The following is a 13912-nucleotide window of genomic DNA, read 5'->3' as shown; positions in this document are numbered from 1 at the left end:
TCTCGCGGGGTGCGGCAGTAGACCAAGCGGGTGAGCACCCAGATCCACCGCAAACAGCACCCCGGCGAGGTCCGCCTTCCGGCAGCTCTGGCCGTCCTCGTGGCCATCAGCCTGTATGCCGCGCTGCCCGAGGGGCTGCTGCTCGGCCCGCGCCTTGCCGTGCCCCTGCTCGAGGCGGCCCTGTTCATCCCGCTCGTGGCCGCCAACCCGCGCCGGATGACCCGGGACAACCGATGGCTGCGCAGGGTCTCGATCGCGCTGGTGCTGCTCATCGCAGCGACCAACGCCGGGTCGCTGGTCCTGCTCGTGCGGGCCCTGGTGAGTGGAGCCGCCGAGGACGGACCCGGCCTGCTGCTCGCCGCTGGTCAGGTGTGGCTGACCAACGTCCTGGTGTTCGCGCTCGCGTACTGGGAGCTGGACCGAGGCGGCCCGGTCAAGCGCACGCAGACCGCAAGGCCGGGCCTGCCTGTGGCCGACTTCCGGTTCCCGCAGGACGAGGACCACGACGCGATCTACGAGGTGGCCGCCCGGTCGGCAGCCAAGTCGGGGTGGGTGCCCGGGTTCGTCGACTACCTGTACGTCTCGGTGACGAACTCGTCCGCCTTCAGCCCGACCGACACCATGCCGCTGTCCCCGCGCGCCAAGATGCTGATGGCGCTCGAATCGGTCTCGGCACTCATGCTCTCGGTCCTCGTCATCGCTCGTGGGGTCAGCCTGCTCAAGTAGCCGATCGACTTCGCTCTGACCTGGCCAGGTCGGGATCGTCTGTTTGGGCAGGATTGTCCGGTTCGATGAACACGGGCATCGGATCGGCCTAGCCTTTCCGCGTTGTGACCTCGCCAACCGAAAGTGCCTGTCCCACCTCATGATCCGCCGTCCCGACCTCCACTGGCCCGCCTCTGCCGGCGCGCTGTTGGCGGTCCTGGTCGTCGCGGCGTGCGGCCCGGCAGTCGCCGACTCCCTGGGTTCCGACGCGTCCGCGACGACGTCGAGCACCACGAGCTCCCCCAGCACGTCGAGCGCGCCCGCGACGACCACCGGCACGACCAGCTCCACGAGTATCCCTGCCAAGGCGACACCCACGCCCGCCAAGACCGTCCGGCCCGGCTCCGCGGTCACCACCTTGGCCACGCTGGTCATCAAGGGCCGTGCGCCCAAGACCGGCTACGACCGCTCCCTCTTCGGCCAGGCGTGGGCCGATGTCGACCGCAACGGCTGCGACACCCGCTACGACATCCTGCGCCGTGACCTCACCCGCTTCACCCTCAAGGCCGGCACCCACGGCTGCCTCGTTCTCAAGGGCACGCTCCACGACCCCTACACAGGTTCCACGATCACCTTCGTCCGCGGCCAGAGCACCTCGAACGCCGTCCAGATCGACCACGTCGTCGCCCTGTCCGACGCGTGGCAGAAGGGCGCCCAACAGTGGTCACAGACCCGCCGCACTGCCTTCGCCAACGACCCGCTCAACCTGCTCGCGGTCGACGGCCCGACGAACCTGCACAAGGGTGACGGCGACGCCGCCACCTGGCTGCCGCCGCACAAGGCGTTCCGCTGTGCCTACGTGGCGCGCCAGATCGCGGTGAAGCACCGCTACGGACTGTCGGTGACTACAGCAGAGCGGGACGCGATGGTGCGGGTGCTCACGGCCTGCCCGACTCAGGCACTGCCCACGGCGGCCGCCATCCCGCTCGGCGGTGGCCGCGAGCAAGCCGCTCCGACACCCAGCCAGACCACCACGCCCAAGCCGTCCACCTCCGCTGGCACCGACCCCCGGTTCGGCACCTGCCGCGAGGCCAACGCGGCCGGCTACGGCCCGTACCGGAGCGGCATCGACCCTGAGTACGACTGGTACCAGGACAGGGACCACGACGGGATCGCCTGCGAGCGGTGACGTAGGCCCAGACGCCACTGCGGCGCAGGGACTCTGGCAGATTGGGTGCATGACCGTCTCGGTGCCCGCGGGGTGTCGCGTGTGGGTCCTGCTCGAGGGCGCCAGCGACGTGGCGGCCGTGCGTGTCGTGGCCGAGCGCACGGGGCTCGGTCTCACCGACCAGGGCATCCACCTGGTCGACATGCACGGGGCCACCAACATCCGTCGCCACCTGCTCGCCGCGACCGAGGCCGTCGACAGCCCGCGCGTACTCGGCATGTGCGACCTTCCCGAGGCGCGCTTCTTCGTCCGGGCCCTGCGCCGTGTCGGCTGCGCTGTCGCAGCGGTGGACGAGCTGCCGTGGTGGGGTTTCCAGGTCTGCGACCGCGACCTCGAGGACGAGCTGATGAGAGAGCTTGGCGAGCAGGGACTCCGCACCGTGCTGGACGACCTCGGACTGACTCAGCGGTTCGCCATGCTCACCCAGCAGCCCGCCTGGGTGTCCGAGAGCTTCCACGAGCAGGTGCACCGGTTCGCCGGCGCGGCCTCCGGCCGCAAGGAGCTGATGGCGGCCGCGATGGCCGCAGCGCTCGACCAGGGTGCGTTGCCCCGCCCCCTTGCCGGACTGGTCGAGGCGATGGACAGCCCCGGGCCGATGTTCGAGCAGCTCCGCGGCGCGCCTCCGGACCGGTTCGGGGACCGTCTCGGCGACTGAATCGGCAACTGGATCGGCGACGTACACCGAGACCCACACTGGGACCCACGCGGCGGCTGACCCAGGTGTGGTTCCGGCCCGCCACGAGCCCGGGTGACGTCCACAGCAACCCCACAGCGGCGGCATACCCGGGCCAGAGCCCGACCACCGAGGGTGGAGCCATGACCACCGCAGCAGCCACCCTCCGCCCCGTGTCCCTCACGTCAGCCGCCCTGCGTCCGGTGTCGTTCCGTCAGCGCAGCAATCGCCTCGCCGCCACGGCCCTCGTCCTCGCCGGCCTGTCCATCCCGCTCACCGGGGCACCTGAGCACCCCTGGGGGCGCTCAGGTTGCGCTAGAGGGAGGAGTCAGCCGGCGTGGCCCACTCCGAACCCGGCCAGCCAGTTCTGCACGACCGGGATGTCGATCCGCTGGAGGCCACCGAGGTACCGGCAGTTGTTCGTGTAGCCGTAGCTCGTCACCGTCACCTGGTACCCACCGTTGAACGACGGGCCTCCGGAGTCACCGAAGCAGGTGCCACCGCCACCGCGCGGGTCGTTCTCGTTGCCGTTGACCTGCAGGACCTGCGGCGTGAGCTTCTGGCCCACCTCGTCGGTGACCCGACGAACGATCGGGTAGGACTGCGGGGTCGGCTTCTGCGGGCCGGACGCCGCCTGACGGACCTCGGTGCCGTAGCCGACCGCCGTGAACAGCGTCTTGTTGAGCACGTTGGGGGTGTACTTGTCGAGGTAGTTCGTCGGGGCGATGGTGGCCGGCACGATCCCCGTCACCGGGGCGTCGAGCACGATGACCCCGACGTCGTTCCAGTTCCTGAGGTCGGTGAAGTTCGAGTAGCCCGGGTGGGTTCGCGCGGTGCCGCTGAGGAACCCAGCGGCCGTGAGCTCCGCGGAGGTGTAGCCCGCAGCAGTGTTGGCTGCGACGGGAAGTGGCGACGGCGGTGCCTCGGCCACGACCGACTTGAACGTGACGGCGGTCTTGCCGACCGTGCCGTCGGTGCAGTGCGCGGCGGTGACCAGCACCGTCGGCGACACGAGGGTGGCGCTGCAGCGGAACCGCCCGGTCCCGTCGTAGAACGCGATCATGCCCACGTTCGGATGGCCGTTGCCGTCGAGGTCGCCCCCCGTGATGGCTGATGCGGCGAGGGTCGTGCCCCCGACCAGCGCGGTGGTGAGGCCGAAGACGGCCAGTGCGCGGCGAAACTTCATGCGGACTCCCTGCGGTCGTGTCGCCCCGGTGGGCGAAGACCCGCATTCAACTGCTACCGGGGCCGACTGTCCAGCGTCATCCGGAGGATTTCCAGCAGGTATGCCGTGTGCCTACCGTCTGCTGGCCGGCCCCCGCCGCATCTCGAGGCCGTGTGATCCGGGGCTTCGCCGACTCAGACCTGCGTGCCGACCAGGGCGCCGATGCCGTAGGTCACCAGCATCGCCAGCACACCTCCGGCCACGTTGCGCAGCACCGCCGGACTGACGGGAGCCTTCCCGAGTCGCGCACTGCCCCAACCGGTGAGGGCGAGGGCGGTCACGACGGCCAGTGCGGTCACCCAGATGCGGGCGCCGACCGGCGGCAGCAGGATCGCGATGAGTGGCAACAGCGCGCCGAGGGTGAACGACACCATCGAGGCGAGGGCGGCGTGCCAGGGGTTGGTCAGCTCCTTCGGGTCGATGCCCAGCTCGGCCTCCGCGTGGGCACCCAGCGCGTCGTGGGCGGTCAGCTGGCGAGCCACCTCGGCGGCGAGGTCGGGCGTGAGGCCCTTGTCCTGGTAGATCTGGGTGAGCTCCTCGAGCTCCTCCTCGGGCATGTCCCGCAGCTCGCCGCGCTCCTTGTCGAGCAGGGCCTGCTCGGTGTCACGCTGGGTGCTGACCGAGACGTACTCGCCCGCCGCCATGCTCATCGCGCCCGCGGCCAACCCCGCGATCCCTGCCGTCGCGATGGTCGAGCGCTCGACGGTGGCCGCAGCGACACCGATCACGATGCCCGCCGTGGAGACGATCCCGTCGTTGGCTCCGAGCACGCCGGCGCGCAGCCAGTTCAGGCGGGCTCCGATGCCCTGGCTGTGCTCTTCACCCTCGTGTGGCTCGACCTCGGCGGTCACTGCCTCAGCCAACGGTGGTCGCCCCCAATCGGGCCGCTGCCTGGCCAACGCGGTGGGCGAGCTCGACGTCCAGCTGGGTGAGTCCGCCCTCGGAGTGGGTCGACAGAACGAACTTGACTGTGCGCCAACGGATGTCGATGTCGGGGTGGTGGCCCATGTCCTCGGCCTCGATGGCGACCTCGTCGACCAGTCGGATCGCGGTGGGGAAGTCCGGCGCCTCGTAGCTCGCCGAGATCTCGTCGCCCTCGCGGGTCCAACCGGGCAGGTCGCCCAGCTGGCGCCCGATCTCCTCGTCAGTCAGCAGTCGGCTCATGCCTCCTACTCTGGCAAGGAAGTCCGAACCTGTCACCGAAGCCGAGCCTCACCTCACCTCAGCCGGCGTGACGTTCTCGGGGAAGTGGCAGGCGACCTGGTGCCCCGGGGCGAGGGCGACCAGGGGCGGTTCCTGCGTGCTGCAGATCTCCTGGGCCTTCCAGCAGCGCGTGTGGAAGCGGCAGGCCGGCGGCGGGTTGATCGGGCTCGGCACGTCTCCTTGGAGGCGGATCCTCTCGCGCTTGGTCCGGCGGGTGGTGTCCGGGATCGGCACGGCCGAGAGCAGCGCGGTGGTGTAGGGGTGCATGGGGCGCGAGTACAGGTCGTCGCGGTCGGCCAGCTCGACGATCTTGCCGAGGTACATGACGGCAACGCGGTCGGACATGTGCCGCACGACAGACAGGTCGTGGGCGATCACGACGTAGGTCAAACCGAGCTCGTTCTGGAGGTCCTCCAGCAGGTTGATGACCTGGGCCTGGATCGAGACGTCGAGAGCCGACACGGGCTCGTCGGCGACGATCAGCTTGGGGCGCAGGGCGAGCGAGCGGGCGATGCCGATGCGCTGCCGCTGACCGCCGGAGAACTCGTGCGGATAGCGGTTGTAGTGCTCGGGGTTGAGCCCCACCAGCTCCAGCAGCTCCTGCACCGCCTTCTTGGTGCCCTGCTTCGGCTTGACCCTCTGGAGCTGGAAGGGAGCGCCCACGATGGTGCCCACGGTGTGACGCGGGTTCAGGGAGCCGTAGGGGTCCTGGAAGATGATCTGGACATCACGCCGCAGCGGCCGCATCTTGCCCGTCGACAGGTGGGTGATGTCCCGGCCGTCGAAGACGATCTTGCCGTCGGTGGGCTCGATCAACCGGGTGAGCATCCGGCCCGTGGTGGTCTTGCCGCAGCCCGACTCGCCGACCAGAGAGAGGGTCTCGCCCTTGGCGACGTCGAAGGTGAGACCGTCGACTGCCTGCACGGCCCCGACCTGACGCTGCAGGAGCCCGCGCCTGATGGGGAAGTGCTTGGTCAGGTTGGTGACCGACAGCAGCGCCTCGCCGCTCGTCGCGGGGCGCGACGGCGTGGTCTCGGTGGTGTCGGACGTTGTGTTCACGATGTGGCTCCCAGGTGGGCGGGGTCAGCGATGGGTTCGGCGGGCAGCGGTGACGGGCTCACAGCTTCGGGAGGATCTCCGTCTCCCAGATCCGGCCACGCTCCCCGTCGTCGAGGTGGCACGCAACGTAGTGGCCGGGGAGGCTCTCGCGGAAGGCTGGGCGTTCAGTGGTGGCCAGGCCGTTGGTGCGGTCCCCGAAGGCGCACCGGGGGTGGAACGGGCAGCCCGAGGGAACGTTGATCAGGCTGGGCGGAGTGCCCTTGATCGGGAGCAGTCGCTCGGTGCGTTCGCGGTCCAGCCGCGGCATCGACCCGAGGAGGCCCCAGGTATAGGGGTGCTGCGGACGCTCGAAGATCTCCTCGGACGAGGCGTACTCCACGGACCGGCCGGCATACATCACCATGATGTCGTCGGCCAGCTCGGCCACGACCCCCAGGTCGTGGGTGATGATGATGACGGCCGAGTTGAACTCACTCTGCAGGTCGCGGACGAGGTCGAGGATCTGCGCCTGGACCGTGACGTCGAGTGCGGTCGTGGGCTCGTCGGCGATGAGCAGGTCGGGGTCGCACGAGAGGGCCATGGCGATCATGGCGCGCTGCCGCATGCCACCGGAGAACTGGTGGGGGTAGTCGTCCACGCGTGAGGTGGGCTGGGGGATGCCGACGCGCTTGAGCAGGTCGATGGCGTGCTTGCGGGCCGTCGCCTTCGGGACGTCGTTGTGGACCCGGTAGGCCTCGATGATCTGGTGGCCCACCGTGTAGAACGGGTGCATCGCGGACAGCGGGTCCTGGAAGATCATCGCCATCTTCTTGCCCCGCAGCGCCCGGATCTGGCCGGGCGTGGCGCCGACCAGCTCGTCGCCGTCGAGCAGGATGGAGCCGGACATGTTGACGGTCCCGGGCTTGTGCAGCCCCATGATGGACATGCTCGTCACGCTCTTGCCGGAGCCCGACTCGCCCACGATGCCGAGCGTCTTGCCGCGGGCCAGGTCGAAGGACAGCCCGTCGACGGACTTGACGACTCCGTCGTCGGTGGGGAAGTGGACGCGCAGGTCGCGCACGGATAGGAAGGCGTCCTTGCTCGGCGCGCCCATGCCGCCGATGCCCACCGTGTCCGGGCGGCTTGCCGTGCGGTCGGTGGTCTGGGTCATGAGGCTCGCACTCTCGGGTCGATGACGGCATACAGGAGGTCCACGACCAGGTTCGCCAGGATGATGAAGAAGGCGCCGATCAGGGTCACCCCCAGCACCTTGGGCAGGTCGTTGTTGGTCACGGCCTGCACTGCGTACTGCCCGATGCCCGGCAGGGAGAAGGTCGTCTCGGTGAGGATGGCGCCGCCGAGCAGCAGACCGAGGTCGAGGCCGAAGATGGTCAGGATCGGGGTGAGGGCCGCTCGCAGGCCGTGCTTGATGACCACGTCCCGCTCGCCCAGCCCCTTGGCCCGGGCCGTGCGGATGTAGTCCTCGTTCATGGTCTCCAGCATGCCCGCCCTGGTGAGCCGCGCATACGCGGCGGCATACAGGAAGGCGAGGGTGATCCACGGGAGGATCAGGCGGTAGGCCCAGTCGAGGGGGTTGCTCGCGTCCATCGGGTTCGCGCCGCCGGGGGCGGTGATGCCGAGCGCGTAGCTGAAGACACTCAGGCTGAGCAGGCCGGTGAAGAAGATGGGGAGGGAGACGCCGGCGAGGGCGATGCCCATCATCGACCGGTCCAATGCGGTGCCTCGGCGCAGCGCCGAGACGACACCCGTCGCGACGCCTCCGAGGAGCCACAGGAAGGCAGCGCCGGACGCGAGGGAGAGGGTGACCGGAAGTCGGTCGAGGAGATCTGGCAGCACGGGGTTCTGGCTGACGAAGGAGTACCCCAGACACGGTGCGGGGCAGTGGTCCACACCCGCGCCGGTGCTGTAGTCGGCCCCGGCGACGATGCCCTTGGCAAACCGTCCGTACTGCTCCCAGAGGGGGTCGGTGAAGCCGAGGCGCACCGCAGCGGCGTGGATCTGCTCCTGGCCGGCGCTCTTGCCGACGTAGCGGGACGCAAGGTCGTCGGCGGTGGCGCCGCCGATGCGGGGGACGAGGAAGAAGATGCAGAACACGACCGCGCTCACGATGAAGAGCAGGATCGCCGCCAGCCAGCCTGGCCGGCTGACCGCCACCGCGTCGACGCCCCACCTACTTTCTTGGGTGGCGTTGGTGGGTGGGAGTAGAGCTACTACTTCTTGGACGTACCCATCGCCGTGTAGTCGTACTGGTTGAACCCGTCGTTGACGAAGATGTTCGTCAGGTTGTCGGGCCGGAAGAGCAGACCCTTCGACCAGACGCCCGGGACGACTGCGGCGTTCTCCATGACGAGCTTGTCGGCGTCGCCCCAGATCTTCTCGCGAGCAGTCTTGTCGTTTTCGGCGAGAGCCTTGTCGATCAGTGCGTCGACGGCGGGGATCTTGATGCCGAGGTTGGTGTTACCCGACGGACGGATGACCCGGCTGTCGATGATCTGGCTCAGGAAGCCGAAGCCGTCCGGCCAGTCAGCGCCCCAGCCGTAGATGATCAGGCCGAGCTTGTTCTTCTTGGCGTAGTCGGGCTTGCCGGCGTAGAGCTTGGTGTAGTCCGAGGTCGGGAACGGCTTGATGTTCAGCTTGATGCCGACCTTGGCCAGCGACTGCTGCAGCGACTCGGCCGTTGCCTTCTCCTTCGGGCGCTCGGCACGGTACGAGACGGTGGTCTCGAAGCCGTTCGGCTGACCGCACTTGGCGAGCGCGGCCTTGGCGCCTTCGACATCGCCCTCAGGCTTCGACTTGAAGTTGTAGAGGTCGAAGTCGACGTGACCCGGGACGACCGGCGGCATCAGGCTGGTGGCGATGTCGCCACCCGTGGCGCCACCGTAGGCGCGCTGGTAGCCCGTCTTGTCGTAGGCCAGCTCGACCGCCTTGCGGCAGTCCACGTTGTCGAACGGCGCCACGTCACTGTTGATCACGGTGAACCAGGTGCGCGCGGCTGCGGCGTTGTCGGTCTTCGCCTTGAGGTCGGCGTTCGCGAGGATCTTGCCCTGCGACGCGGCCTGGACTCCGGTACCGGCGATGTCGACGTCGAGGTCGCCCGCCTCGAGGCGGTTGTCGATGTCGGGTGCGTTGAGACCGAGCTCGACCGTGAGCTTGTCCGGAAGAGCCTTGCGGCCGGACTCCGGGTCGGTCTTGGGGTCGTAGTTCGGGTTGCGGTCGAGCTCGTACCGCTTGCCGAACTGGTAGGTCGTGAACTTGTACGGACCGGTCGAGATGACGTGCTCGCGGTACTTGGTACCGGTGTCCTTCGCCACGGGGACCGGCGAGGTGGCCGGGAGCTGGGCGAAGTAGTCGAACCCGGAGAAGGCCGTCTTCAGGTGGAAGACGATGGTCTTGTCGTCCGGGGTGTCGATGGCCTTGAGGTTGTCGAGGTTCTTGTCCTTGTAGACCGAGTACCCGTCCGGGACGTCCGCGAGGAAGTCGTTGAAGTAGGTCGGCCCGTTCGGGAACGTGTCCTTGTCGAGCTGCCGCGCCACGGCGTACTTGACGTCCTTGGACGTGATCGCGGATCCGTCCTCGTACTTCAGCCCGTCACGCAGCGTGTAGGTCCAGGTCTTGTTGCCGTCGCTCGCCTTGCCCAGGGACGTCGCGAGGTCGGGAACGAGCTCGGTGCCACCCGAGCCGGGTGCCGACTTGAAGACGACCAGGGTGCGCGCGTAGTTGCGCAGGAAGTTCCAGGAGAGTCCGTAGTACGTGTCCCCGGGGTCGACCGAGTCCCAGTCACCCGCCATACCGAAACGGAGCGTGCCGCCCTTGGTGTCGGAGGGCCGGAAGACCTTGCCAACAGCGGCGTTGGCCGCCGGCTTGGCGTCCGCTCCGCTGCTCGAGCTGCCGGAACTGCCCGAGCCGCCCGAGTTGTCGGCACACGCGGACAACCCCAGGGCAAGGGCAGATGCCGAGGCGATCGCCAGAATGCGTTTGTTCTTCATGTGTGGTTGCGCTCCTTGTTCGGTGTAGGAGGGAACTGCATGGGTGCGGTGGGTTCTACCGCGCCCGTGGGTCGAGGGCGTCACGAAGGCCGTCCCCGAACAGATTGAAGGCCAGCACCGTCACGAAGATGGCCAGGCCGGGAGGCAGCAGGAACCAGGCGTCGACCTGGTACCACTGAGCGGCGTCGGAGAGCATGCCGCCCCAGGTGGCGCGCGGCGGTTGGACGCCGACCCCCAGGTAGGACAGCGCTGCCTCGAAGAGGATGTTCGTCGGGATCAGCAGCGTCGAGTAGACGAGGATCGGCGCGACGAGGTTGGGGAGCAGCTCCTTGACGAGCACCCGCGGCGACCGTGCGCCCAGGCTGCGCGCCGCATCGACGAACTCGCGCTCGCGCAGCGAGAGGGTCTGTCCGCGGATGATGCGGCCGACGTAGGGCCAGTTGAAGAAGCCGATGATGAACACGATCACGGAGATCCGCAGGGCGTCGCCCCTGAGGCCGAACGCGTGGTCCGGGATCACGCCGGCCAGGGCCAGCGCGAACAACAGGATGGGGAACGCGAGGAAGATGTCCATGAGCCGGCTGATGATCGTGTCGACGATCCCCCCGGCAAACCCGGCGATGGCACCGAGGGCGGTGCCGATGACGACCGAGACCAGGGTCGCGAGGAAGGCGATCAGCAGTGAGATCTGGGAGCCGTAGATGACGCGGCTGAACAGGTCACGGCCGTTCACGGGCTCCAGGCCGAAGGGGAAGTCCGCGGAGGCGCCGCCGTACTTGCCGATCGGCACCTGCGTGTCGGGGTTGATGAGCTTCTGGTGGAACTCGTTCGGGGGGTGGCCCAGCAGACCGACGATGAGGGGCGCGCACACCGACATCACGATGAGGGCCAGGACGACGAACCCACCGGCGAGCGCAAGCTTGTCGCGCTTGAGGCGGCCCCAGGCGATCTGGCCCAGCGAGCGCCCCTCGATCTTCCCGGCACCCTCCAGGACGCTCTCGGGCATCGCAGTGGTGGCACCCGGCTCGAGCTCTAGGGGAGCACTCATGGGTGGCGCACACCTCCATTGTTGACGACCGTGTCCCTGCCTGTTCGTCGGGCAGCGTAGCGTCGGACGAGCCGACTGTGGGACGGAACGCGCTGAGCCCTTCGGCGCCCATCATCCGGCTCGTATGGGTCCGTCACAACAACCTGATGCCGAATCGTGACGCGGCAAAGGAGATCCTTCGGGGCGTCGCCACCGGTCCACGAAAGCCCTGGTGGGTCGCCGAGCATGGACAAACTGGCACAGTGGGCCCATGACGACCGAGCCGGAGGGGGCCCGCGTGGCGGCAGTGGTCGGCGCGGCCATCGTCGACGACCTCCAGCACCCCACGATGCTGCTGGCCGCCCGGCGCACCGAGCCACCGGCGCTCGCTGGCGGCTGGGAGTTCCCGGGCGGCAAGGTCGACCCCGGAGAGACCGAGGAGGAGGCCTTGCACCGCGAGGTGCTCGAGGAGCTCGGCGTCGAGGTGGAGCTCGGCGACCCGGTGCCCGGGCCGCTGCCGGACGGCCGGTGGCCCCTGGGTGAGGCCTTCGCCATGACCGTGTGGCTGGCCCGCGTGACCGCAGGCGTCCCGGCGCCGATCGAGGACCATGACCAGCTGCGCTGGCTGCGCCGAGACGACCTCTACGACGTCCCGTGGCTGCCCGCCGACCTGCCGATCGTGGACCTCATCGCTGCCCAGCTCGGCTGACACGCACCTTTATCGGGTCTAGGGGGAAAGTTGTGCTTCACCCCGGAACGGTTGTCGGGTCAAGCGCAACAAAGTCCCTCAACCCGATAAAGGTGAGGCAAGGGGGTATGCCGCGGGGCCGGCCACGCGGCATACGTCACCGCGTGTGGGCGTGCTCACGCGCGCAGGCGCGCATGGTCAGCGCGTGCTCAAAAGCCTGAGACAATGGTGCTCATGCCTATGAAGACCCGCGGTGACATCCGCAATGTCGCCATCGTTGCCCACGTTGACCACGGAAAGACCACTCTGGTCGACAAGATGCTCTGGCAGGCCGGTGCGTTCGGCGAGCACCAGCACGTCGACGAGCGGGCGATGGACTCCGGTGACTTGGAGCGCGAAAAGGGCATCACGATCCTCGCGAAGAACACCGCGATCCACTACGCGGGCAAGGCGGCCGCCGAGGCGGGCCTGCCCGACGGCGCGACCATCAACATCATCGACACCCCCGGCCACGCCGACTTCGGTGGCGAGGTCGAGCGCGGTCTGAGCATGGTCGACGGCGTGGTGCTCCTCGTGGACGCGTCCGAGGGCCCGCTCCCGCAGACCCGGTTCGTGCTGCGCAAGGCGCTCGCGGCCAAGATGCCGGTCGTCCTGTGCATCAACAAGGTCGACCGCCCCGACAGCCGCATCGCCGAGGTCGTCGACGAGGTCTACGAGCTGTTCATGGACCTCGACGCCGATGAGCACCAGATCGAGTTCCCGATCGTCTACGCCTCCGCCAAGAACGGCCGCGCGTCGATGAACCGCCCCGAGAACGGCGGCCTGCCGGACGCCGAGGACCTCGAGGCGCTCTTCGAGACGATCCTGTCGACCATCCCCGCGCCCGTCTACGACGACGAGGCACCGCTGCAGGCGCACGTCACCAACCTGGACGCCTCCAACTTCCTCGGTCGCCTCGCCCTGCTGCGCGTGCACAACGGCACGATCCGCAAGGGCCAGTTCGTCGCCTGGTGCAAGGTCGACGGCACCGTCGAGCGGGTCAAGATCACCGAGCTGCTGATGACCGAGGCGCTCGAGCGCAAGCCCGCCGAGTCGGCCGGCCCCGGCGACATCATCGCCATCGCGGGCATCCCCGAGATCATGATCGGCGAGACCCTCGCCGACGCCGAGAACCCCATCCCGCTGCCCGTCATCACCGTCGACGAGCCGGCCATCTCCATGACCATCGGCACCAACACCGGTCCCATGGTCGGTCGGGTCCGCGGCTCGAAGGTCACGGCCCGCATGGTCAAGGACCGCCTCGACAAGGAGCTCATCGGCAACGTCTCGCTGCGGGTCCTGGCCACCGAGCGCCCCGACACGTGGGAGGTGCAGGGTCGAGGTGAGCTCGCCCTCGCCATTCTCGTCGAGCAGATGCGCCGCGAGGGCTATGAGCTGACCGTGGGCAAGCCCCAGGTGGTCACCCGTCAGGTCGACGGCAAGACCCACGAGCCGGTCGAGCGCCTCACCATCGACACCCCCGAGGAGTTCCTCGGCCCGATCACCCAGATCCTGGCGACCCGCAAGGGCCGCATGGAGCAGATGACCAACCACGGCACCGGCTGGGTCCGGATGGAGTTCCTCGTGCCGTCGCGCGGCCTGATCGGCTTCCGCACGCTGTTCCTCACCGAGACCCGCGGCACGGGCATCGCCCACCACGTGTTCGAGGACTACGAGCCGTGGTTCGGCACCATCACGACCCGCACCAGCGGCTCGCTCGTCTCGGACCGGACGGGTGTCGTGACGGCCTACGCGATGGTGAACCTGCAGGAGCGGGGCACCCTCTTCGTCGACCCGACGACCGAGGTCTACGAGGGCATGATCATCGGCGAGAACTCCCGCGCCGACGACATGGACGTCAACATCACCAAGGAGAAGAAGCTCACCAACGTGCGCGCCTCCTCCTCGGACAACTTCGAGAAGATCGTGCCCCCGCGCAAGCTGAGCCTCGAGCAGTCGCTCGAGTTCTGCCGTGAGGACGAGTGCGTCGAGGTCACCCCCGAGGCCGTCCGCATCCGCAAGGTCGAGCTCGACCAGACCGTGCGCGCCCGCAGCGCGGCTCGGGCCCGCAACGCCTGA

The 13912-nt window shown here is 68.6% G+C and carries 13 protein-coding genes; 5 read left to right on the top strand and 8 right to left on the bottom strand.

The features are described from left to right. Positions 1–30: 30 nt before the first annotated feature. From AC1DYG_RS06660 to AC1DYG_RS06650, 3 genes are all read left to right on the top strand, one after another. Positions 31–726, top strand: coding sequence for a hypothetical protein (locus AC1DYG_RS06660; RefSeq protein ID WP_477639098.1), 696 nt, complete (start codon positions 31–33; stop codon positions 724–726). A gap of 139 nt (positions 727–865) precedes the next feature. Next, complete coding sequence (locus tag AC1DYG_RS06655; RefSeq protein WP_477639097.1) at positions 866–1894, top strand: GmrSD restriction endonuclease domain-containing protein; 1029 nt, start codon at positions 866–868, stop codon at positions 1892–1894. 49 nt (positions 1895–1943) lie between these two features. Next, positions 1944–2588 carry a TOPRIM nucleotidyl transferase/hydrolase domain-containing protein gene (locus AC1DYG_RS06650; RefSeq protein ID WP_477639096.1) on the top strand — a complete coding sequence of 215 codons (645 nt, stop codon included), beginning with the start codon at positions 1944–1946 and terminating at the stop codon, positions 2586–2588. A gap of 346 nt (positions 2589–2934) precedes the next feature. Here AC1DYG_RS06650 and AC1DYG_RS06645 read toward each other — a convergent pair whose 3' ends face one another. The 8 genes from AC1DYG_RS06645 to AC1DYG_RS06610 form a co-directional block, all read right to left on the bottom strand. Further along, positions 2935–3792 (bottom strand): trypsin-like serine protease, encoded by an 858-nt coding sequence (locus AC1DYG_RS06645; protein ID WP_477639095.1) that lies wholly within the window; start codon positions 3790–3792, stop codon positions 2935–2937. A gap of 173 nt (positions 3793–3965) precedes the next feature. Then, the gene (locus AC1DYG_RS06640) at positions 3966–4682 is read right to left on the bottom strand and encodes a VIT1/CCC1 transporter family protein (protein ID WP_477639094.1); all 717 of its coding nucleotides are present in this window, start codon (positions 4680–4682) and stop codon (positions 3966–3968) included. Positions 4683–4686: 4 nt separating this feature from the next. Further along, the gene (locus AC1DYG_RS06635) at positions 4687–4995 is read right to left on the bottom strand and encodes a 4a-hydroxytetrahydrobiopterin dehydratase (protein ID WP_477639093.1); all 309 of its coding nucleotides are present in this window, start codon (positions 4993–4995) and stop codon (positions 4687–4689) included. A gap of 48 nt (positions 4996–5043) precedes the next feature. Beyond that, positions 5044–6093: an ABC transporter ATP-binding protein gene (locus AC1DYG_RS06630; RefSeq protein ID WP_477639092.1), complete on the bottom strand. Its 1050-nt coding sequence runs from the start codon at positions 6091–6093 to the stop codon at positions 5044–5046. Between the two features lie 58 nt (positions 6094–6151). Beyond that, on the bottom strand, positions 6152–7243 hold the full coding sequence (locus tag AC1DYG_RS06625) for an ABC transporter ATP-binding protein (RefSeq protein WP_477639091.1): 1092 nt from the start codon (positions 7241–7243) through the stop codon (positions 6152–6154). Then, positions 7240–8247, bottom strand: a complete 1008-nt coding sequence (locus tag AC1DYG_RS06620) for an ABC transporter permease (RefSeq protein WP_477639090.1) — start codon at positions 8245–8247, stop codon at positions 7240–7242. The genes AC1DYG_RS06625 and AC1DYG_RS06620 overlap by 4 nt, the downstream gene beginning before the upstream one ends. Positions 8248–8303: 56 nt before the next feature. Then, positions 8304–10079: an ABC transporter substrate-binding protein gene (locus AC1DYG_RS06615; protein ID WP_477639089.1), complete on the bottom strand. Its 1776-nt coding sequence runs from the start codon at positions 10077–10079 to the stop codon at positions 8304–8306. A gap of 55 nt (positions 10080–10134) precedes the next feature. Then, a complete protein-coding gene (locus AC1DYG_RS06610) occupies positions 10135–11127 on the bottom strand; it encodes an ABC transporter permease (RefSeq protein WP_477639088.1) in 993 nt (330 codons plus the stop codon). Between the two features lie 250 nt (positions 11128–11377). On the opposite strand from AC1DYG_RS06610, the gene AC1DYG_RS06605 reads away from it, so the two are divergent. Together AC1DYG_RS06605 and typA are read left to right on the top strand one after the other, a co-directional pair. Next, the gene (locus AC1DYG_RS06605) at positions 11378–11815 is read left to right on the top strand and encodes a (deoxy)nucleoside triphosphate pyrophosphohydrolase (RefSeq protein WP_477639087.1); all 438 of its coding nucleotides are present in this window, start codon (positions 11378–11380) and stop codon (positions 11813–11815) included. A gap of 213 nt (positions 11816–12028) precedes the next feature. Then, the gene (gene typA, locus AC1DYG_RS06600) at positions 12029–13912 is read left to right on the top strand and encodes a translational GTPase TypA (RefSeq protein WP_477639086.1); all 1884 of its coding nucleotides are present in this window, start codon (positions 12029–12031) and stop codon (positions 13910–13912) included.

This window comes from Pedococcus sp. P1_H8 (assembly GCF_056405175.1).
Note: the sequence above shows the minus strand (reverse complement) of the source record. Positions and strands in the feature narration are given on the sequence as shown.